This window comes from Proteus sp. G2673 (assembly GCF_009915125.1).
GTDB classification, from domain to species: Bacteria; Pseudomonadota; Gammaproteobacteria; order Enterobacterales; family Enterobacteriaceae; genus Proteus; species Proteus penneri.
This window is the reverse complement of the sequence record NZ_JAABLT010000023.1, coordinates 97,820-120,585: the sequence shown is the minus strand read 5'-3', so window position 1 is coordinate 120,585 and position 22,766 is coordinate 97,820. Positions and strand designations below refer to the sequence as shown.

At 36.0% G+C, this 22,766-nt stretch carries 17 protein-coding genes and 1 tRNA gene; 8 read left to right on the top strand and 10 right to left on the bottom strand.

The features are described from left to right. Window positions 1-396: 396 nt before the first annotated feature. Complete coding sequence (locus tag GWI59_RS14635) at window positions 397-1,260, top strand: helix-turn-helix domain-containing protein (protein ID WP_072064099.1); 864 nt, start codon at window positions 397-399, stop codon at window positions 1,258-1,260. A gap of 31 nt (window positions 1,261-1,291) precedes the next feature. Here GWI59_RS14635 and GWI59_RS14630 read toward each other — a convergent pair. The 3 genes from GWI59_RS14630 to GWI59_RS14620 all read right to left on the bottom strand — a co-directional run bounded on the left by GWI59_RS14630 (window position 1,292) and on the right by GWI59_RS14620 (window position 2,988). Then, window positions 1,292-1,376, bottom strand: a tRNA-Tyr gene (locus GWI59_RS14630). A 251-nt stretch (window positions 1,377-1,627) separates the two neighbouring features. After that, on the bottom strand, window positions 1,628-2,476 hold the full coding sequence (purU, locus tag GWI59_RS14625; protein ID WP_072064098.1) for a formyltetrahydrofolate deformylase: 849 nt from the start codon (window positions 2,474-2,476) through the stop codon (window positions 1,628-1,630). A gap of 38 nt (window positions 2,477-2,514) precedes the next feature. Next, window positions 2,515-2,988 carry a YchJ family protein gene (locus GWI59_RS14620; protein WP_109400570.1) on the bottom strand — a complete coding sequence of 158 codons (474 nt, stop codon included), beginning with the start codon at window positions 2,986-2,988 and terminating at the stop codon, window positions 2,515-2,517. Between the two features lie 149 nt (window positions 2,989-3,137). Between GWI59_RS14620 and rssB the strand changes: the two genes are divergently transcribed. The 3 genes from rssB (at window position 3,138) to GWI59_RS14605 (ending at window position 6,520) form a co-directional block, all read left to right on the top strand. Continuing rightward, window positions 3,138-4,157, top strand: a complete 1,020-nt coding sequence (gene rssB / locus GWI59_RS14615; protein WP_161724992.1) for a two-component system response regulator RssB — start codon at window positions 3,138-3,140, stop codon at window positions 4,155-4,157. Window positions 4,158-4,337: 180 nt separating this feature from the next. Further along, complete coding sequence (gene galU, locus GWI59_RS14610; RefSeq protein WP_006536427.1) at window positions 4,338-5,246, top strand: UTP--glucose-1-phosphate uridylyltransferase GalU; 909 nt, start codon at window positions 4,338-4,340, stop codon at window positions 5,244-5,246. Window positions 5,247-5,512: 266 nt separating this feature from the next. After that, window positions 5,513-6,520 (top strand): NAD-dependent epimerase, encoded by a 1,008-nt coding sequence (locus GWI59_RS14605; RefSeq protein WP_006536428.1) that lies wholly within the window; start codon window positions 5,513-5,515, stop codon window positions 6,518-6,520. Window positions 6,521-6,739: 219 nt separating this feature from the next. Here GWI59_RS14605 and hns read toward each other — a convergent pair whose 3' ends face one another. Beyond that, window positions 6,740-7,144, bottom strand: a complete 405-nt coding sequence (gene hns, locus GWI59_RS14600) for a histone-like nucleoid-structuring protein H-NS (protein ID WP_006536429.1) — start codon at window positions 7,142-7,144, stop codon at window positions 6,740-6,742. A gap of 508 nt (window positions 7,145-7,652) precedes the next feature. Here hns and GWI59_RS14595 point away from each other — a divergent pair. Continuing rightward, window positions 7,653-8,249 (top strand): thymidine kinase, encoded by a 597-nt coding sequence (locus GWI59_RS14595; protein WP_006536430.1) that lies wholly within the window; start codon window positions 7,653-7,655, stop codon window positions 8,247-8,249. Window positions 8,250-9,472: 1,223 nt separating this feature from the next. Here the strand turns inward: GWI59_RS14595 and adhE are convergent. After that, window positions 9,473-12,139: a bifunctional acetaldehyde-CoA/alcohol dehydrogenase gene (adhE, locus tag GWI59_RS14590; RefSeq protein ID WP_072064093.1), complete on the bottom strand. Its 2,667-nt coding sequence runs from the start codon at window positions 12,137-12,139 to the stop codon at window positions 9,473-9,475. Window positions 12,140-12,653: 514 nt separating this feature from the next. Here adhE and GWI59_RS14585 point away from each other — a divergent pair. Then, the gene (locus GWI59_RS14585; RefSeq protein ID WP_006536434.1) at window positions 12,654-13,298 is read left to right on the top strand and encodes a YchE family NAAT transporter; all 645 of its coding nucleotides are present in this window, start codon (window positions 12,654-12,656) and stop codon (window positions 13,296-13,298) included. Window positions 13,299-13,380: 82 nt separating this feature from the next. Here GWI59_RS14585 and GWI59_RS14580 read toward each other — a convergent pair whose 3' ends face one another. The 5 genes from GWI59_RS14580 to GWI59_RS14560 all read right to left on the bottom strand — a co-directional run bounded on the left by GWI59_RS14580 (window position 13,381) and on the right by GWI59_RS14560 (window position 18,429). Continuing rightward, window positions 13,381-14,094 carry an ABC transporter ATP-binding protein gene (locus tag GWI59_RS14580; protein WP_006536435.1) on the bottom strand — a complete coding sequence of 238 codons (714 nt, stop codon included), beginning with the start codon at window positions 14,092-14,094 and terminating at the stop codon, window positions 13,381-13,383. After that, window positions 14,084-14,920, bottom strand: a complete 837-nt coding sequence (locus tag GWI59_RS14575; RefSeq protein ID WP_006536436.1) for an ABC transporter ATP-binding protein — start codon at window positions 14,918-14,920, stop codon at window positions 14,084-14,086. The genes GWI59_RS14580 and GWI59_RS14575 overlap by 11 nt, the downstream gene beginning before the upstream one ends. Further along, window positions 14,913-15,743 carry an ABC transporter permease gene (locus GWI59_RS14570; RefSeq protein WP_072064091.1) on the bottom strand — a complete coding sequence of 277 codons (831 nt, stop codon included), beginning with the start codon at window positions 15,741-15,743 and terminating at the stop codon, window positions 14,913-14,915. The genes GWI59_RS14575 and GWI59_RS14570 overlap by 8 nt, the downstream gene beginning before the upstream one ends. Next, window positions 15,743-16,786 carry an ABC transporter permease gene (locus GWI59_RS14565; RefSeq protein WP_072064090.1) on the bottom strand — a complete coding sequence of 348 codons (1,044 nt, stop codon included), beginning with the start codon at window positions 16,784-16,786 and terminating at the stop codon, window positions 15,743-15,745. Before GWI59_RS14565 ends, GWI59_RS14570 begins: the two co-directional genes overlap by 1 nt. A gap of 77 nt (window positions 16,787-16,863) precedes the next feature. Beyond that, the gene (locus GWI59_RS14560) at window positions 16,864-18,429 is read right to left on the bottom strand and encodes an ABC transporter substrate-binding protein (protein WP_161724990.1); all 1,566 of its coding nucleotides are present in this window, start codon (window positions 18,427-18,429) and stop codon (window positions 16,864-16,866) included. A 759-nt stretch (window positions 18,430-19,188) separates the two neighbouring features. On the opposite strand from GWI59_RS14560, the gene GWI59_RS14555 reads away from it, so the two are divergent. Continuing rightward, a complete protein-coding gene (locus tag GWI59_RS14555; RefSeq protein ID WP_161671613.1) occupies window positions 19,189-20,826 on the top strand; it encodes an ABC transporter substrate-binding protein in 1,638 nt (545 codons plus the stop codon). 271 nt (window positions 20,827-21,097) lie between these two features. After that, window positions 21,098-22,735: an oligopeptide ABC transporter substrate-binding protein OppA gene (oppA, locus tag GWI59_RS14550; RefSeq protein ID WP_115065398.1), complete on the top strand. Its 1,638-nt coding sequence runs from the start codon at window positions 21,098-21,100 to the stop codon at window positions 22,733-22,735. The last annotated feature ends 31 nt before the right edge of the window (window positions 22,736-22,766 follow it).

Here is a 22,766-nt window from a genome sequence, read left to right as displayed (position 1 = left end):
ATACTAACAGGATCATAAAATGAATGTAAGCAAATCACTGAAATGATGGTACAGCTTATCAAGAGAGAGATAAAATAAAGATTATTAAATAGAGTACGCCAATTTAATAAAAATAATTAATTACATAACAAAAAATATTAATTAAACAAACTAGAAACATAAACTAATCTTTGATAGAAGAATATAAGTATTATTATTCTTTATATGTGAAGAATGATGACATAATAAAAATAATATTGTAGTTATAAATTGTATTCATTAAAAGGAGGTAAAAGAATATTTATATAAAACTGCTTTTATATAAAATTAATTTTTAAATTAATTAATCACTATTTCATTTACATCAAATGAATTAATGAAATTATTTTATTCTACACAGCTAAGGAATGGTGAATTATGTTTTTTTCTCGTAAATTAGAAGCCTTTATGGCCGTAGTCGAAAATGGCTCATTAAGTAAAGCTGCTCGGGTGATGAATCGCACAACGCCTCCCGTCGCTAAATCTATCAAAGACTTTGAAGCCGTATTAGGAAAGCGTTTATTTAAACGAGAGAAGTTTGGTATGAGTTTAACCCAAGAAGGGCTTGAGCTTTATAATGATTTGAAATCGCTCTATCTACAGGAAAAAGAGATAACTAAAAAACATATCTCGGGTATTATAAATAATAGCATTCATGTTTATTATGATTGGGGAAAAAGTCAATATTTAACTCAGCTTTATCAAGCAGCAAATAAAAATTATTCCCATATAAATATAATGCGATTCTCAAGAGAAAGCTTTGAAGAAATACCTGATTATGATGGTAATACATTAATATTAAGTTCTGATAAAATTATTAGTGAAAAATTTAGCCTTCTTCATAAAATAGAAAATAAACACTTAGGTATTTGTTGTCAAAAAACACTTGTAAATAGTGTAAATAATAATCTTGATAGACTTTTAAGTGAAAATATTTGGTTATGTGATCCGGCATTATACAAAACAACTAAGATAAAAAAATTAGAGAGTGAAATGGGGGATAGAGGAAAGACTGTGTGTGTCAGAATAATGGATGATCTTAATTGCTGTTTACGTTTTATTCAAACGCATAATTCTCTTTTATTGACAGATGAAAACCCATTGAAAGATGAGTATGAAGCAGACTTATGCTTTATACCATTAATTCAACCTAAGATACGATATAACTGTTACATCTATAAATCTAAGTATCACTCAAGTGTATTGAATCGATTTTTAGATTTAATTAATAAAATGGAATAAAGGATTTTTCTAGACTAAAACGAAGAGGAGATGGTGGTGGGAGAAGGATTCGAACCTTCGAAGTCTGTGACGGCAGATTTACAGTCTGCTCCCTTTGGCCGCTTGGGTATCCCACCAACATTAAATTGTTTTGCTGTCCGTGACAGCGGGCGCAATAATACCAAATACCTGAGATCTGTAAAGCGCTATTTTACTAAAAAGAGTCTGACTGCTGTAAAAATGTGCGTATCGTTCAAGCTTTATGCGCTATCGTGTTGATTTTAATTAATATCATCTCTATTAATAAGAGATAAAAATAAACCGCGATATGCTTGATATCGCGGTTTACATTTAGATAGTCATGCTCGCGTTATTAGTGGCAGAAAACTTATAAAATGATTGTTCTGTTACCGTAAACGAATACACGTTGTGAAAGTACCCAATATAATGCATGACTAAGAACATTCTTTTCAACATCTCGACCCGCTCGCATCATATCTTCAGCAGAAAACGTATGGTCAACGTTGATCACATTTTGAGTGATGATTGGACCTTCATCTAAATTATCATTTACGTAGTGTGCTGTTGCCCCTATGATTTTAACACCACGCTCATAAGCTTGATGGTAAGGACGTGCACCAATAAAGGCAGGTAAGAAGGAGTGGTGAATATTAATAATTTGGTTTGGGAAGTTTTGTACAAATGCAGGTGTTAATACACGCATATATTTTGCGAGTACAACATAATCAGGTTTGTATTGATTAATTTGTGTAATTAACTTTTCATCATGTTGATCACGGGTTAAGCCTTCATGGCTAACAAGATGGAAAGGAATACCAAACTGTTCTACTAAATGTTTTAACGTGTCATGATTACCAATAACGGCGGCAATTTCAACATCCAAATCACCGAATGCACTTTTCATTAATAAGTCACCCAAGCAGTGTGCTTCTTTTGTCACCATAATGACGATGCGACGACGGCCTGCGGTATTTAATTCACGTTTTGAACCTTGTGGTAAGGCATCATCTAAATCGGCAAGAAAGGTTTCATCATTAAAGATACCTTCAAGCTCGGTACGCATAAAAAAACGACCTGTACGATGATCAACAAACTCACTATTTTGAACAATATTTAATTGATGTTTATAACAAATATTGGTGATTTTAGCGATAAGTCCTTTTGCATCAGGGCAAATAGTACGTAGTATTTTTTTTTGAATATTTTGGTGTTGCATGTATGGATAAATCCTTTCTTTTACTTCTGTGTTTGCAGTTATTTGATGTTATTTTCACAACATTTTTTGTATTTACGTCCTGAACCACAGGGGCAGGGATCGTTTCGTCCCACTTTCGGTTTCACACCGTCAATATAAAACCAACAGTCATCTATTTTTAGAAAACGAGAGCGTTCATGTAAGTACTGTTTATCATCGGCATTTCTTTCAATAAAGCAAGCTGAGAATTCAACATATGCCTCATTTTTATTTGTGCTCGCTTGCGATGAAATAACATTGAGTCCAAGCCATTGTGTATTTGGAAAGCCTGAAACTAATTCATCATGTAAGGATGCAACACGACAAGAGGGATGCCACGTTTTTATTAAGTAATCAGCATTATGCTTAACGAACGCGCTATAACGCGAACGCATCAATGCCTCTGCTGTTGGGGCGTTTTTTTGACCTAAATGGTAAGGCTCGCAACAATCAGAGTAGAATAATTGGCTATTGCAGGGGCATAAACTCGACAAAATAATGTCCTAACTCACGTTATCAGTATGACGATTTCCCATAGCGCGAAAAAAGTAACGATTGGGAATAGTTAACGTCAATGTTGAACTAAACTAATAATGTAGCGCTAATTTATCAGCATGTGAAACGATAGTTACCGGAGTCACCAATGAACAAAGCCTTAGTGGGTAAAAAAATTTTAATAATTGATGATGAGGTCGTTTTTCGCACAATGTTGACGGAATATTTCTCACATGAAAAAGCGTGTGTCTATACAACAGATAACGGTAGCCAAGCATTATCTTTATTAGAAGGGGGATTGCTTCCTGATCTTATTTTATGTGATATCCGTATGCCGATAATGAATGGGCCCACTTTTTTGTATCATCTTGAACAACTTAAATTGGCTATTCCTGTTATTGCCATTTCATGTACAGATAATATGGCTGAAATAGATGATATGTTGCGTTTAGGAGCACAGGAGATTTTCCTTAAACCAATAATACATCTTGATAAATTAAAACAAAAAGTCATTGAAGTATTATGTCCTGGTTTTTTTGAATCAGTATTAATAGAAGGCATACACTTAAAACCACTTTGGAATAGCTTACAAAAAGATACTCATTATATTCAGTCGTTCATAAAACAGATGCAACCTCAGGTTAAGCAGGTTGTTGCGGGATATTGTGTTAATTATCGTCAATTAAATGATATAGCTAAGATGGGGTTATTATTTGACATTGCAGCTTTATCAGAAGATCAAATTATTTTCTATTGTGTTGATATATCGAGAGATGATGAAAATGGACTTTTAGTCGCTTTACTTTTACGGGTTGTTTTTAATGATGTATTAAAATCATCAGAAAAAGTACGATCTTTGCCAAGTATGTATAATATGTTGAATAAATTAAATAAAATGATTAATGAAATTGGGGTGCAAGGACAATTTCCTATTACAATTGGTTATTATCATACTCAGAAAAAAAATATCCTTTTAGCCTCAGCAGGCTTAAAAGCTGAAATAAAAACAGAAAGTAAAAAATTCAAATTAAATAGTGGTGTTCCCTTGGGCACCTTGCAACTTTTATATATTAATCAAATAAAATGTGAGGGAACAATTTGGCAATGTAAAATTTGGGATAACACAAATCAGATTAAATTAATGTTTTCTCCTATCTATAAAAGTTAAGTTTAGATTAAATAAAAATAGAATATCGTGCATATATTAAACATAAATGAAGAACTATCTCAATTAACGGGTAGGAGTCTGTTTATCCTTAGATATTAGCTGGTATACTCTGGCGATTATTTTTAATTGTACCCATTCACAATCTGAAAGTAGAACGGTACGAATTGCAGGAGAAATGTAATGTCATCAGCAGTGCGTAAAGTTAGAAAAGCGGTGATCCCTGTTGCTGGATTAGGAACAAGAATGCTACCTGCAACCAAGGCAATTCCAAAAGAGATGTTGCCAGTGGTTGATAAGCCTCTTATTCAATATGTAGTGAATGAGTGTATTGCAGCAGGTATTAATGAAATTGTACTTGTCACACATTCATCTAAAAATTCAATTGAAAACCATTTTGATACCAGTTTTGAATTAGAAGCAATTTTAGAAAAACGAGTTAAACGCCAGTTATTAGAAGAAGTACAAAGCATTTGTCCAAGCCATGTCACTATTATGCAAACTCGTCAGGGAATAGCAAAAGGATTAGGCCATGCTATTTTATGTGCTAAGCCATTAATTGGTGATGAACCTTTCGCTGTTATCCTGCCTGATGTCATTTTAGATAGATACAGTGCTGATTTAACCAAAGTTAACTTAAAAGAGATGCTTTCTCACTTTGAACATTCCGGCGCAAGCCAAATCCTTGTTGAACCTGTTCCTGAAGATGAAGTTTCTAATTATGGTATTGTTGATTGCATGGGCGAAAGCTTATGCCCAGGTGATAGCAAACCAATTACTCGTGTTGTTGAAAAACCTAAAAAAGAAGAAGCACCTTCGAATTTATCTATCGTAGGGCGTTATGTGTTATCTGAAAGTATTTGGCCACTCTTAGCGAAAACTGCACCAGGTGCTGGAGATGAAATTCAGTTAACTGATGCAATTGCAATGCTGATTGAAAAAGAAGCTGTTGAAGCTTATCACCTACAAGGGAAAAGCCACGATTGTGGTAATAAACTAGGGTATATGAAAGCTTTTGTAGAGTATGGAATACAGCACGAAGAGTTTGGCGAAGATTTTGCCCAATGGATAAAATCATTAAAAATACAATAAAATAAAGCTTATTAACCATCATTTATATAGTTAATTTCACTGTATAATTCCTGTCAATGTATAATGCATAATAAGTGATTATTTTGTGGGAAAAGCTAGATAAAGTGATTGTAGGAGATTAAGGTATGGCTCAATGCATATAGTATTGAGCCATGTTGATTTCTGTTATGTATGATGATGTTAAGCGTTATGATGTTTAATCGAGGTGATATTAAGTATGATAGCGTTGGCATAAAAATAAATTATTGGGCTATTTGAGTGATAATATGAAAATATTGGTAACAGGTGCGGCGGGTTTTATTGGCTATCATATGAGTCAGCGTTTAATCGAAATGGGTTATCATGTTGTTGGAATAGATAACCTGAATGATTATTATGATGTACGCTTAAAAGAAGCTCGATTAGCTAAATTACAACAGCTAGAAAAATTCCATTTTGAAAAACTTGATATTGTTGATTCAGTAAAAGTGGCTCAATTATTTGCATCACACCAATTTGACCGAGTTATTCATTTAGCTGCTCAACCTGGGGTTCGTTATTCAATTGAAAACCCAATGGCATATATTGATGCGAATATTGTAGGTCATATTAATATATTAGAAGGATGTCGCCATAATAAAGTCGGACATCTTATCTACTCCTCATCAAGCTCTGTTTATGGTTTAAATCAGAAGCAGCCTTTCTCAACAGAAGATAGTGTTGATCATCCTGTTTCATTATATGCGGCAACAAAGAAAGCCAATGAATTAATGTCTCATAGCTATTCACATTTATATCAATTACCAACAACGGGATTACGTTTCTTCACGGTATATGGCCCTTGGGGACGTCCTGATATGGCATTATTTAAATTCACCAAAGCAATGTTAGCAGGTGAACCTATTGATGTTTATAACGGTGGAAATATGACGCGTGATTTCACTTATGTTGATGATATCGTGGGATCCGTTGTTCGATTGGTTAATGTTATACCAGAAGCAGATGAAAACTGGACAGTAGAGAAAGGTGAAACATCTTCAAGTTCTGCCCCTTATAAAATCTATAATGTGGGTAATGGGCAACCAACTAAATTGATGGCATTTATTGAAGCGATAGAAAAATCATTAAATATTAAAGCTAAATTGAATTTAATGCCGATGCAAGATGGTGATGTTCTTTCTACTTGTGCCGATTGCCAAGACTTGTCTGAAACAATAGGTTTCTCACCGAATACAGAAGTAGAATATGGCGTAAAACAGTTTGTTGATTGGTATTTAAGTTATTATAAAAATTAATAATATTAGTTTCATTAAATCAAAAAAAAGGGAGCGATAAAGCTCCTTTTTCATTATAAATAACGTAGTTATTACATTTTTTATTTTGTTTACCCTCATCTAATACAAACAACATCAGCACATATTAAAATTAAACGCTTGTTTAATTAAATGGGATAAACAACAAAATACCCTTTTAAGTAATTAAAAGGGTATTTCAAATAGAGTATTGACTGTAAATTACAGCAGGAAATCTTCTAATGATTTGCCTTCTTCATCAATAGCACGTTTGATTACAGCTGGTGTACGACCTTGGCCTGTCCAAGTTTTAGTTTCACCATTATCATCAACGTAAGAATATTTAGCTGGGCGAGCTGCACGTTTAGCACGGCCAGTTTTATTAGTTGCACTTGCTTCAAGTAAGTCTGTTGGATCAATACCGGCTTCTTCTAACATTTCACGGTATTTTTGTAATTTCTGAACACGTTCTTCTTCAGCTGCTTTTTCTAATGAGAATTCTTCACGACGCTCATTAACGACAACTTCGAGTTTCTCCAGCATTTCTTCTAAAGTTTCTAAAGAAGTTTCTCTTGCTTGTGCGCGGAGAGTACGGATGTTATTTAATATTTTTAAAGATTCGCTCATTTTCCTGGTCTCAAATAAATGTTGTTGGCTGATGTAATACTAATAATAGATTGCTATTTAAATTTCTGCAATACCTAAATACAAACCTTACGTAAAATTTCTTTTTTTTAAACTAATATCTCAACGAAAAAAATAATAAAAGTTGAGGTATCTTTAGTCAATAAAGGAAATATTAGTAAGGAAATGCATCTTTTAAGTGATGATAGCGCTAATGCTAAAGAATAGAAAGCTTTGTTCATTTTTTTATAATAACTGACTTTTTTCTAAAAATGGAATCGGACTAACTTTCATACTTTAATAAAGGTATATCAAGGTGTGTTTTAATATGTTAAGTACTTATTAAAGCTATTTATTTTTTAAACAAAATTAGCATTAACAACAAACTTTATCTTTGGATGGTATATCTAGAATAGAAATAAAGGCAATAAATACTTGTTATAGATAACTTGTAGATTGTTTATGTTAGACTGTCGTTCGTGAAAATAAACACTATTTAAGGAGAGAGCTGATGGCTCAGCTTTACTTTTATTATTCAGCCATGAATGCTGGAAAATCAACATCTTTATTGCAATCCTCTTATAACTATAATGAACGAGGAATGCGCACATTGATTTTCACAGCGGCTATTGATACACGATTTGCAAAGGGAAAGGTTAGCTCAAGAATAGGATTAAGTGCTGATGCATTACTCTTTAGTGATGATATGAATATTCGTGATGTTATTGTTGCTGAACATAACAAACAACCTATTCACTGTGTATTGATTGATGAATGCCAATTTTTAAGTAAGGCGCATGTTGAACAACTTTGCGAAATAACGGATACCTATGATATTCCTGTTCTCACTTATGGATTAAGAACGGACTTTAGAGGTGAGTTATTTACCGGCAGTGCTTATTTATTAGCATGGGCTGATAAGCTTGTAGAGCTTAAAACAGTATGTTACTGCGGTAGAAAGGCAAATAAAGTACTACGCCTAGATGATAAAGGAAATGTTCTGAGTGATGGTGCTCAAGTTGAAATAGGTGGAAATGAAAAATATGTTTCAGTCTGTCGTAAGCATTATACGCAGGCAACCTTAAAAGGGTGTATTGAACAAGAGTAACTTTTTCAATTTCCCTCTTTTACTAATTTGTTAGGGTAAAAGAGGGGGATGAAATAAGAATTCAAATAAAGCGTTATATTATGTAATACCAAAAAATGTTTATACATTTTTAATTTTTAGCCAATTTGTTGGCTTTTTTTATATCAAAATGCGGTGAGTTTGATTTTCTTTTGTGAAGATATGTTATTTTTTGACAGGAAAATTTATTTATTTCATCGATTTCATTATCATTAATCAAAAAAGACATAATCAAATATACGTAAGGTGTTTATTTTGTGATGTCGATATTGTTTTTTACAAATGATAAGAGAGAGGGACATTTGATTCATTTATATTGTTCATAGTTTAATAAAGTTGAATAAAGATAGGCGGAAAACACTAAAAGATATTTCGTTTATCTATGGTTAGTATAATGAAACGTTTATATCAGGTTTTATAGATGCTGATTATAGACTGTTTAAGTTATCATTGAATAAATAAAACACTTCATTTTGTAGCTGTTAATACGGATAAACAGGCTCTTCTCATACTCCTAAAGGAGTAAATTTCTAAGCGTAATGTACAAATAGCGACCTTTATTACGTTATTATTTCGGTAATAAGTTAATCAGCTTCATTCTGATAATACTTTATTGAAATTATATTTTTTATAAATCCAACGCGGTTAGAGATATAAAATATTTATATCTCCATATTTTAAACACAAATTAATAATCCAAATAATGAAGTCTATTTGTTTTATCGGATAAGAATTCAATTGTAAGAAAGCGTAAAGTAATCACGATGATTTCAAATAACATTTTGTTATCGTCATTATGTGAAGGATATAAGATAAGAGTGAGATGATTAAACTAACTAAATCAAAGAGGGGAGAGTTTGACGCGTTCTATAATCCCCTACAAAGCATTTTTTATCATGTGGTAATACGTTGGTATGGCTTGAGCGATGAGTTGCTCAGCGCCTTTTCTAGAGCCAATTATGAATGCATAAAGAAAGGTGTTATTTTTATAGTAAAAATCAAATTTACAAAATAAGTATAACTACTTATATTTTATGGCTAAATAGTGACCTATCACGCCTTATTCCTCAATATTAGAAAACAGTCGCAAATTATAGATAAGCAAATGAGAAGCCATAAAAAAACCCAGCCATGGTAGGACTGGGTTTCTATTTAAGAATAAATAACCGAAATATTGAGGATCACACTAGTACAGTGTATTTCAATTATTTTTTACTGCTTTTTTTAGCTGGTTTTGTCTCTTCTTTTACTTCAACAACTGGATGTTCATTAAATTCACGACCATAGTAAGAATCTAATAACAGTTGTTTTAGTTCAGATATCAGTGGGTAACGTGGGTTAGCACCAGTACACTGATCGTCAAACGCATCTTCAGATAATTTATCAACCCTTGCTAAGAAATCACTTTCTTGGACACCAGCTTCACGAATAGAAGATGGAATTCCTAATGAAGATTTCATTTCCTCTAACCAAGCTAATAACTTCTCAATTTTAGCAGCAGTACGGTCACCCGGTGCTGAAAGTTCTAAGTGGTCAGCGATTTCTGCATAGCGACGGCGTGCTTGAGGGCGGTCGTATTGGCTAAATGCAGTTTGTTTTGTTGGGTTGTCATTAGCGTTATAACGAATAACGTTTGAAATTAATAACGCATTAGCTAAACCATGAGGAATATGGAACTCAGAGCCTAATTTATGCGCCATTGAGTGACAAACACCCAAGAATGCGTTAGCAAAAGCAATACCCGCAATAGTTGCCGCATTATGAACACGTTCACGAGCAACTGGGTTTTTAGCCCCTTCATGATAACTTGCTGGCAGATATTCTTTCAGTAACTTCAATGCTTGCAGTGCTTGTCCGTCAGAATATTCGTTAGCTAATACAGAAACATAAGCTTCTAATGCGTGAGTTACTGCGTCTAAACCACCAAATGCACACAATGATTTAGGCATATTCATAACAAGGTTTGCATCAACAATAGCCATATCTGGTGTTAATGCATAGTCTGCTAATGGGTATTTTTGACCGGTTTCATCATCAGTTACAACTGCAAATGGTGTTACTTCAGAGCCTGTACCTGATGTTGTTGTGATAGCAACCATTTGTGCTTTCACACCCATTTTCGGGAACTTATAAATACGTTTACGGATATCCATAAAACGTAATGCTAATTCTTCGAAGTGAGTTTCTGGGTGCTCATACATAACCCACATGATTTTTGCCGCATCCATAGGGGAACCACCACCTAATGCGATGATCACGTCAGGTTTAAAGCTGTTCATTTGTTCTGCGCCTTTGCGCACAACACTTAATGTTGGGTCTGCTTCAACTTCAAAGAAGACTTCTGTTTCAACGCCAAATTTTTTCAGTACACGAGTTACTTCATCAACATAACCATTGTTGAATAAGAAACCATCGGTCACGATAAAAGCACGTTTTTTACCATCTGTCGCAATCTCTTCCAGTGCGATAGGTAAACAACCACGGCGGAAGTAAATAGATTTAGGGAGTTTATGCCACAACATATTTTCTGCTCTTTTCGCCACGGTTTTAGTGTTGATAAGGTGTTTTGGCCCTACGTTTTCTGAAATGGAGTTACCACCCCATGAACCACAACCTAAAGTTAGAGAAGGAGCAAGTTTAAAGTTGTATAAATCACCAATACCACCTTGAGATGCTGGAGTATTGATTAAGATACGAGATGTTTTCATTTTATCGCCGAAATAGGCAACATGTTCAGGACAATTATCTTGGTCTGTATATAAGCAAGATGTATGACCGATACCACCCATTTCAACTAATTTTTCTGCTTTATGTACCGCATCTTCAAACGATTGAGCGTGGTACATTGCTAATAGTGGAGATAATTTTTCGTGAGCAAATGGTTCTGCTTCTGTAGTTTCTTTTACTTCACCAATTAAAATTTTGGTATTTACAGGTACTTCAATGCCGGCCATTTCAGCAATTTTTGTTGCTGGTTGACCTACAATAGCTGCGTTTAAGTTACCGTCTTTTAAGATGATATCTTGAACCGCTTTTAATTCTTTACCTGTTAGCATATAACCGCCGTGAGTTGAGAAACGCTCACGAACTTGTTTATAGATGCTATCAACAACGATAACAGATTGTTCTGACGCACAAATTACGCCGTTATCGAAAGTTTTAGACATTAAGATTGATGCTACAGCACGTTTAATATCTGCTGAGTCATCAATAACGACTGGCGTATTACCCGCACCAACACCGATAGCAGGTTTACCTGAACTATATGCTGCTTTAACCATGCCTGGACCACCTGTTGCTAAGATCAGGTTGATATCTTCATGGTGCATTAATGCGTTAGAGAGGGCGACTGATGGTTCATCAATCCAACCAATAATGTCTTTTGGCGCACCCGCGGCGATAGCTGCATTTAAAACGATTTCAGCAGCACGGTTTGTCGCTTCTTTTGCTCGAGGGTGTGGAGAGAAAATAATACCATTACGTGTTTTTAAGCTAATTAATGCTTTAAAAATCGCAGTAGAAGTTGGGTTAGTGGTCGGTACGATACCACAGATGATCCCAATAGGTTCAGCAATGGTTATTGTGCCGTAAGTGAGATCTTCAGATAAAATCCCGCAGGTTTTTTCGTCTTTATACGCATTGTAGATATACTCAGAAGCAAAGTGGTTTTTTATCACTTTATCTTCAACGATACCCATACCAGACTCTTTGACGGCCAATTTTGCAAGAGGAATACGAGCATCAGCGGCAGCTAATGCAGCAGCACGGAAAATAGCATCAACTTGTTCTTGAGAGAAATTAGCAAATTCACGTTGGGCTTTTTTTACACGAGCAACCAAATCATTGAGTTCAGTAACGTTAGTTACAGACATAAAGAGACTCCTGATAAAATGTTAAATTTTTTAAGCAAATTAGCCGTTTTCATCATAATTAATAAGAATAGCTTAGAAAGATGATAATGTGCTCAATTCGATAATAATTATTAGAGAGCATAATTTGCTTAAAAAACTTAAAAAAAACAATAATCAAGGAAAATATATTTTTGAAGTAGCCCTCTTTCTTTGAATGATAACAGCTTACCATCTTTCTAATTAATTAACGTGATATATATCACAAAATTGGCAAGCTGACACCTTTCAGCATGGCTTTTTATGAGAATGATTCTTATATGTAATAAATCTTCAACGATTTTTTTGTCGTAGACTTGATTTCGATATAAAATTAAACCACTAGGTTTTAATCAGTTTACAATAGAATATTTTAGGTAAAAACTTGTTAACTAATAGAATTAACTGGTTTATTGATTTAAAGTAACGCGCATTTTTTGGAGTTAATCTATCTTTTTATAGATAATTCGCATGTTTATTAGCCAATAAGGGGCTTTTCATGGGGTCATTACTGGATTTATCCGGTTATATTAAATTTTTTGTCGGTCTTTTTGCGATTGTAAATCCAATTGGTATTTTGCCAGTCTTTATCAGTATGACGAGTTATCAAACTGATGCAGGGCGCAACAAAACAAACTTAATTGCGAATGGCTCTGTTGCAATTATTTTAGTCTCTTCTCTGTTAATCGGTGATTCTATACTGAATGTTTTCGGTATTTCTATCGACTCGTTTCGTATAGCTGGTGGGATACTGATTGTTACCATTGCCATGACGATGATTAATGGGCGTTTAGGGGAAGATAAACAAAACAACCAAGAACGAAACGAATCCGCAGTACGCAATAGTGTTGCGGTTGTACCTTTAGCATTACCATTAATGGCGGGACCCGGGGCAATCAGTTCCTGTATTGTGTGGAGCTCTCGCTGGGAAGGGTTTACTAATTTTATAGGACTAGCCGCAACCAGTATCTTTTTTGCCTTTTGCTGTTGGTTGCTGTTTCGCAGTGCAACACTATTAGTAAAATATTTAGGGCAAACTGGCATTAATGTGGTTACTCGTATAATGGGTTTATTATTAATGTCGTTAGGTATTGAATTTATTGTGACCGGATTGCGTTCTATTTTCCCCGGCTTATTAGTTTAAACACAGCGCAGAACAATTAAAAAGAGCAGTATTAATAATGCAATACTGCTCGGTTCCTTTCTTTTATTTATTCTCTTTTATCTCAATCGAGACGATGTATCCCTTTTGATAACGCCTCCCGATCATAATGTTGTGTTAGTTCACCATTTTCCATTAATGCGGCTCTATCTGACATATGTGCAATAACATCAGCATCATGGCTGACTAATAAATATGTCATATTATGCTCTTTTTTCAGGGTGTTAAGCAGATTTAAGATCTCGGCTTGTACTGACATATCTAGCGCTGAGGTTGGCTCGTCTAAAAGCAATAATTGAGGTTGTAATAAAAGGGCTCTGGCAATGGCGACGCGTTGACGCTGTCCACCCGAAAGTTGATGAGGATAACGACTTGTCACATCTGCAGGCAAACCAACTTGGGCCAATGCTTGCTTAATCGTATCTTTATCGAAAGGAATTTGATGGATTTTTAAAGGCTCGGAAAACGCACGCTCAATACGGTGTTGAGGGTGTAAAGAGGCGTAGGGATCTTGAAATACCATTTGTATATTACGACGTAATGCGCCTTGAAAACGTTGTTGTGGTTTAATGGTTTGCCCTAAAAGTGACATGTTACCTTGCCAATGAGTCAATAATCCGGCAATCACTCGTAAAATAGTCGATTTTCCGCAACCAGAACGACCTATTAAGCTAAAAGTTTCACCTTGTTGAACATGTAAGTTGATCCCTTTTACAACGTGCTTTGCTTGTTTGCCTTGCTCAAATTGAACATGTAAATCATGAATGTCAATTAACATGATGTAGCCCCTTGAAATTAAGCGTCCTATCTAATACCGGCAATTGCGTGCCATAAGTGCTTGCATTAGGTCTGCATGTCCAAAGTGTACGAGTATAAGGGTGCGTAGCTGTCGGTAGCGCTTTCGCATTGAGTTCATCCACTTGTTCGCCTTGGTACATCACCATTACACGTTCGCAATATTCGGCAACAAGAGGCAAATCATGGCTAATTAACAATAGGCCCATGTTGCGTTGTTCACATTGCATGGTGATCAGTTCAAGAATTTGATGACGCAACTGAGCATCAAGTGCTGATGTCGGCTCATCGGCAATTAAAATAGTAGGGTTATTGATTAGCGCAATAGCTATCATTGCTCGTTGCCCCATACCACCTGATAATTCACCGGGATAGCGATAAATATTCTGTTCAGGTAAACCGACAGACAGTAGTGTATCGATGATAAGTTGACGTCTATCTTGGCGAGAAAGTTTTTGATGCTGTTTGACGGTTTCTTCTACTTGCTGATAAATGGTTTTTACCGGATTTAAGGCATAACGAGGATCTTGTAATACCATTGAAATCGTATTACCTCGGATGTTATTCCATTGGCGCGATGAGAAATCCAATAAATTATTTCCCTGCAAATTGAGTTTATCTGCACTGACTTTTCCCGGCTGACGAACTAATCCCATTAATGCACGAGCGGTCATTGATTTGCCTGAGCCTGATTCGCCAACAACCGCTAAACGCTCTTGACCTAAAGAGAAAGAAACATTATTGACAACTCTTGCTTTTGGGAAATCGATACAGAGGTTATTGACCTCAATTAATGGTGTTTTATTCATGGGTATCTCCCAATACGTCGCGTAATCCATCACCCAATAAATTAAATGCCAGACTACTGATTAAAATCGCTGTACCCGGAATAGCAGCTATCCACCATTGGTCAAAAATAACAGGCATACCTTCTGCGATCATTGCTCCCCATTCAGCCATAGGAGGGCGAGCACCTAATCCAAGAAAACCCAGACCTGCGGCAGCAAGAATAATCACCGCCAAATTAAGGGCTAAACGTACAATGGCTGACGGTAAGCATAGAGGTAAAATATGTCCCCATAAAAGTCGAATACCTTTAATTCCCATCATTTCGGCTGCAGCAAGATAATCACTATTACGCAAATGTTGAATTTCACTGCGAGATTGACGCGCATAAGCAGGCCATGCAGTTAAAGCCAGTGCTAATGCACCATTTAGCAGGCCAGGACCTAACATTGCGACAAAGGCAAAGGCGAGAATAAGAGAAGGCATCGACATTACAATATCGGTGATGCGCATTAAAATACGTTCAGTCCAACCGCCGTAATATCCAGATAAAATCCCGATCAACAATCCTAATGGTAAGGTGATAATAGCCACCAATCCCACCAAACCTAGCATTGGGCGAGTACCATAGATAAGGCGAGAAAGAATATCGCGTCCATAATTGTCTGTGCCTAGCCAATGTTCAGCATTGGGTGCTAACAAACGTTGGGCTGCATGTTGCCAATTGGGATCATAAGGGGCTAACCAAGGTGCAAAAATAGCAATAATTAACAGTAAAATAAGCAACGATAAACCGATAAATGCGGAAGGCGAACGCGCTATTTTTCTTAAAAATGAAGGTGACATTAGCGGAGCCTCGGATCAGTCAAACGAATAACGATATCGGTAATATTATTAATAAAGACAAAGCATAAACCGATAATTAAAGTACCACCCATAATAGCGGTGGTATCACCCGCAAAAAGTGCGGTTGTAAGATATCGACCGATTCCCGGCCAAGAAAAGACCGTTTCTGTTAATACCGCCCCTTCTAACATACCGGTATAAGATAGGGCGATAATAGTCATTAAAACACCACGAATATTGGGTAATACGTGATAAAAAAGAATACGTAACTCACCAATGCCTTTTGCTCTCGCTAGTGTGACATACTCTTTATTCATTTCGTTTAAACAGGCCGAACGAGTTAAACGAGTAATAGAAGCAAGGGCAAAATAAGCTAACAGAGAAACGGGCAAAATAAGGTGTGATAACGCGTTAAAAAAGGCGTCTTTATCACCTGCTAATAAGGTATCGATTAACGCAAAGCCTGTTACGGGTTCAATCGTAAATTGATAGATATCGTCTAATCGTCCGGGGCCAGCAGTCCATTGTAATGTGGCATAGAAGATCAATAGCAAAATCAAACCTAACCAGAAAATAGGAACAGAGCTACCCAATAGTGTCAAAATGCGCAAAATAAAATCGAGAGGCGTTCCCACAAACCGCGCACATAAAACACCGAATAAAATACCGAGACTGGCACCAATCAGTAATGCAATCGTCGCTAATTCTAATGTCGCGGGGAACGTTGCTAACAAATCATCAAGCACTGGCTGGCCTGTTGATGTTGCTGTACCTAAATGCCCTTGTAGCAGTGCTTCCACATAGTGAAAAAACTGCATATAGAGAGGTAAATCCAGCCCTAATTCATGTTTGACTTGGTTATAGGTTTCGAGGCTTGCATGATCACCAACAATTTGCAGAACAGGATCAACAGGGGAAAGTGCAGAAAGCGTGAAAGTAATTACAAGAAGCCCAAAAAGTGTAAGTACTAATGTCAATATTCCTTGAGCAAAAGTAATTAACTGACTTTTTAGACGAATAGGTAACGTCATAGCAGTATTCATACAGCAATAGCCTAGTGAAATGGCAAAAAATAGACCATCCACAATAACATGACTGTGGATGGTTTCAGGAGAAAATATTACTTAGTTACTTTGTCATAATAAACCATATCTGCATTTAGACCTTGGGCATAACCTTTAACATTATCGCGCATGACGATTTGGTTTTTACCTTGATCGATAAAGACATAAGGTGAACTACGTTGTAACTCTTTTTGCATTTCAGTATAGAGCGATTGGCGTTTTGTTTTGTCTGCTTCATTAAGTGCAGCCAATGTTTGCTGGCTTAGTTCAGGAATTTTCCAACCATTTAACCAAGCAACAGTATTGGATTGTCCATCGTTATAAGCAAAGGCACTCGCATTTGAATGCGCATCAAAATAGTCTGGGATCCAAAAACGAATCGCGGCTTGGTGTTGTTTAGCGCGTACGCGGCTATACACTTGGCTACCTGCCGCTGGCAATAAATCTACTTGTACACCTGCTTGAGCAAAACTTGCCTGAATGGATTGTGCCACCGTAATATAAGGTACTTTGTTCTCAACATCTAATGTAAAGCGAGCATTGGTAATGCCTGCTTTGGCTAAAATTTCTTTGGCCTTCTTTGGATCAAAAGTGAATGGGTTATCTTTTAGTGCACCCGGTAAACCTACGGGTAAAAAACTTTGGTGAATAAAATACTGACCGCGCATTAGATCTTCAGTAATGCCTTTGTAGTCAACTAAATAACGAGACGCTTCCCAAAATGCAGGGTTACTCAGTGCAGGGTTTCCACTGGCAGTATTAAACGCCATATACACTTGTTCTGCAGAAGGGATATCTAAAATTTTGATCCCTGCTTTGCCTGCTAATGCGGCAGTTTGGTCAGTGCCCAGTTCACGTGCAATATCTGCATCACCTTTTTCAATCAATAAGCGACGTGATGCCGGATCGGGCACGTTTTTAATAATAATATTCGCCATTTTAGGCGCACCAGTTGGTGAGAGAGGGTTTGCTTCTAACACTATGGCTTGACGTGGTTGATAAGCCCGCATTTTGTATGCGCCACTTCCGGCTGAGTTCATTTTCAGCCAGCTATTCCCAAAGTCATTATTTTTAATGTGAGCAGAAACTAGCTTTTCATCAACGATAGAAGCAATTGGGGTTGAGAGAATATTTAGCACAACATCAGGGCTGACATCCGCAGTCCAACGCACTTCTAATTCATTATCACTGACTTTTTTCAATAATGAAGTAATGTTTTCTGTTTTCCAACCTAAGACATTTAGAATAAAGGCTGGTGATTTATTCATGGTGATCGCACGCTGATAAGAGAAGATAATATCTTCAGGGCGAACGGTGTTACCAGATGCAAATTTTGCATCTGGTTTAATTTTGAATACGATAGATTTTTGTTCAGGATTTGCTTGCCAGCTTTCAACTAAAATTGGCTCATTAATCTCAGGATTATCACGATTAGGTTGAACAATACGCTGATATAAACTAGGCACAGTTTGAATACTAGACAGTTCATTACTTTCAGCTGGATCAAGGCTAACAATATCATCAAGCCCTTGTACCACAATTAATGTATTCGCAGGTGTTGCTGCAAATGCCGGTACGGAAAGGGCACCCACAACGAGTAATGATAATAATTTTGCTTTCATGAGACGCTCCCTGAAATGGTGTAGCTAAAGTCGTTATGTCAATAACTTATTACTTATTACTTATTACTTTGTGAACTTAACTTAGGCAAAACGTGACCAATGCGCAAAGTTTTAATTACGCTTACATATAACCCTTCGTTATAAGTAGCCAAAATTAATTATGGTAGAAGAATAATTAACCGCAAGAATAGGGTGATGAAATATGTCTTTAGACGATCACTTTCCATTCAAATTAAACATTTAGATTAAATTTTAAAAACAAATAATAAAAGTGAATATTTAATAATCTATAAATATTTTTATATTAGAATTGTTATTCAGTTTAAAGATGAATTTATTGTTATTTTAAATTAATTTCAAAGAGAAATTTTTTACAAATAAAGCATCATAAAGTTCTGTGAGTTAAGTAAAACCCATCCTAATTATATTAAATTTGTGAGCTGAGTAGGTTTTCTATCTATAAAACTTGCATGATGTTAATTTAATGTTTATTTGTTGTTTTGTTCCTCTCGATATATATATTTTATTTTCTCAGGATAGAACTCTAGAGGGCTCAATAAAGTTAAGTGATAAGAATACCGCATTAATTGACAAAATTTACGATAAGTGTAAAAAAGAAGAGTGTTGGTATCATTTTTATCTCATAAATATCTTTAAAATCTTTAAGAGCCACAAATATTACAATCAAAATTTAACAACGATACATATCGTTAATTGAGCGACCCCGCTATAAATTATTGTTTATTAGGAGAGGTACCCATGAAAAATAAAGCCACGTTAAAAACAGTGTTCCCACTTAGTATTATGTCACTTGTATTAACCTCCTTTTTTTCTCATGCCATTACTCTTCCTGAAGGCACTACTCTGGCCAAACAACAGAATATTGTGATTAATAACGGTACTGAAGTTTCATCTCTTGACCCGCATAAAGTAGAAGGCGCACCAGAAACTAATATTATTTTAAATTTATTAGAAGGTCTGACTTATGTGGGGCCTAATGGCGAGAGTATGCCGGGCGTTGCACAACGCTGGGAAACGGATGATAACAAGGTGTGGACATTCTATTTGCGAGAAGATGCAAAGTGGAGTGATGGTACACCAGTGACCGCTGAAGACTTTGTTTATAGCTGGCGTCGAGTGGTCGATCCTAAAACAGGTTCACCTTATGCCAGTTATCTTGAATATGCTTATGTTGAAAATGTTGCAGATATTCTTAGTGGAAAAAAAACGCCTGAAGCACTAGGTGTGAAAGCGATAGATCCTCATACTTTGCAAATTAATTTAACCAAGCCAATTCCCTATTTAGTCGATATGGTCAGCCACACGCCATTAAAACCAGTTAAAAAAGAGGTTGTTGAAAAATATGGCGTGAATTGGACTCGTCCTGAAAATTTTGTCGGTAATGGTGCTTATGTTATTGAAAATTGGGTTGTGAATGAAAAGGTGACTTTAAAACGTAATCCACTTTATTGGGATAATAAAAACACCATTATTGAGCAAGCTACATTTTTACCAATTAGCTCAGAAACCAGTGATATTAATCGCTATCGTAGCGGTGAAATAGATATCACTAATAGCGCTATTCCTCCTGTTCTGTATAGAAAAATGAGGCAAGAACAGCCAGAGAATTTACATGTCACACCGTATTTATGTACTTTCTATTATGAATTAAATAATAAAAAAGCGCCTTTTGATGATCCTCGTGTTCGTGAAGCGGTGAAACTGACACTTGATAGAGAAGTTATTGCTGAAAAAATAATGGGACAAGGGCAAATACCCGCTTATTCTTTTACTCCCTCTTTTATTGGTAACGGTAATTTTAAAGCGCCTAAATGGGCTTATTGGACACAACAGCAACGTAATGAGAGGGCGCGTGAATTATTAAAAGAAGCGGGATTTGATGCTCAAAATCCTCTAACTTTTACTTTGCTCTACAATACGTCTGATCAAAATAAACAGCAGGCCATAGCTGCTGCATCAATGTGGAAAAAAAGTATTGGTGCAAATGTGACGTTGCAAAACCAAGAGTGGAAAACCGCATTAGAAAATCGTAATCAAGGAAATTATCAAGTTGCGAGAGCAACGTGGTGTGCAGATTACAATGAACCTACCTCGTTTTTAAATTCATTTCTTTCCACAAGTAGTCTTAATACAGTCTTTTATGAAAATAATGATTACGATGACGCATTAAATAATGCTTCAATTGCGGTTGATAAAGAGGCTCGACATCAACTCTATCAGCGCGCTGAAGCCTTGTTAGACAAGGACTCGGCGATAGTACCTGTTTATTATCGTGTCAGTGTTAGATTAGTTAGTCCAAAAGTAGGCGGATTTACAGGTAAAGACCCCTTTGATTATACGGACTTAAAGCGCTATTTTATAAAGGCAGATAACTAAAACTGGTAAATTATCGACATTCTATAGTTATGTGCGATTTAATTATTAAAAGTTATTTAAAAAGTAGTGAAACAATAAAAAACTACACAAAAAAGATAGCGGCATTAAAAAAATTATAATGCTATCAGGCAATTAAGAACTGATAGCAAATAAACAAAATTGATTTATTTTTTGTAAAAACAATAAGTTGTGTAAACCGTTCTAAAACACAACTGAACATCACAGAATGGTTGTCTAGCAACCAGCTCACTAACTGGGAGTATTTTATAAGATGAGTAATTTAACTAAAAAGAGTGCGTTGGCGATTGCAATAAGCGCAATCTTTGGATTGTCAGCGCTAACAGCTAACGCTGCTGTTGTTCCTGACGGGGTGAAATTGGCTGAAAAACAAGTGCTGGTGCGTAATAATGGCTCTGAACCACAATCACTTGATCCTCATAAAATCGAAGGTGTACCTGAGTCTGCATTAGCGCGTGATCTTTTCGAAGGCATTACTATTGTTGGACCAGATGGTGAAATTTTACCAGGCTCCGCAACGAGTTGGGAAAATAAAGATTTTACTGTTTGGACATTTAAGATTCGTGAAGGTGCTAAATGGTCGAATGGTGAACCTGTTACAGCGCAAGATTTCGTTTATAGCTGGCAACGTTTAGCGGATCCTAACACTGCATCTCCTTATGAAAGTTATCTGCAATATGCGCATATCGTGAATATCGACGATATTATTGCAGGTAAGAAAAAAGCCACAGAATTAGGTGTTAAGGCATTAGATAACAACACATTAGAAATCACTTTATCTGAAGCTGTGCCTTATTTACCAAAATTATTAGCTCACTCCTCCATGTCGCCAGTTAACCAAAAAGTGATTGAAAAATTTGGTGAGAAATGGACGCAACCTGCTAACTTCGTCGGTAACGGCGCTTATAATTTAAAAGACTGGACAGTCAATGAACGTATTGTGTTAGAGCGTAGTCCAACTTATTGGGATAACAAAAATACTGTTATTGATCAAGTGACGTTCTTACCTATTTCATCAGAAGTCACTGATGTAAACCGCTATCGTGCGGGTGAAATCGACATGACATATAGCAATTTACCAATCGAATTTTTCCAAAAATTGAAAAAAGAGATCCCTGATGAATTGCGTATAAGCCCCTATTTATGTACTTATTATTATGAAATTAATAATGAGAAGGCTCCGTTTAACGATCCTCGTGTTCGTGAAGCACTGAAACTGTCAATGGATAGAGATATCATTACTTATAAAGTGAAAAACCAAGGTGATATCCCAGCTTATGGCTTTACCCCTCCATTTACAGATGGAATTAAAGAGAGCAAACCTGAGTGGTTTGCGAGTTGGACTCAAGAACAACGTAATGAAAAAGCACGCCAATTATTAGAAGAGGCGGGCTATAACAAAGCAAATCCACTGAAATTTAAGCTTCTGTACAATACATCCGACTTACATAAAAAAGTCGCGATCGCCGCTTCTTCAATTTGGAAGAAAAACTTAGGTGCTGATGTTTCTCTTGAAAACCAAGAGTGGAAAACGTTCTTAGATACTCGTCATCAAGGAACTTATGATGTTGCTCGTGCCGGTTGGTGTGCAGATTATAATGAACCTTCTTCATTCCTGAACATGATGCTGTCTTACAGCAGTAACAACACTGTTCACTATAAAAACACAGAATTTGACGCATTACTCAAAGAGTCGTTACGTGTGAAATCTGATGATGAACGTGCCGCTATTTATCAAAAAGCTGAAGGTGTATTAGATAAAGATTCGGCCATTGTTCCTCTTTACTATTATGTAAACACCCGTTTAGTTAAACCTTATGTGGGTGGTTATTCAGGTAAAGATCCATTAGATAATTTACATACTAAAGACTTGTATATTATTGCTAAATAATCGGGCGAGACCTTGTCTTATTAAGACGAGG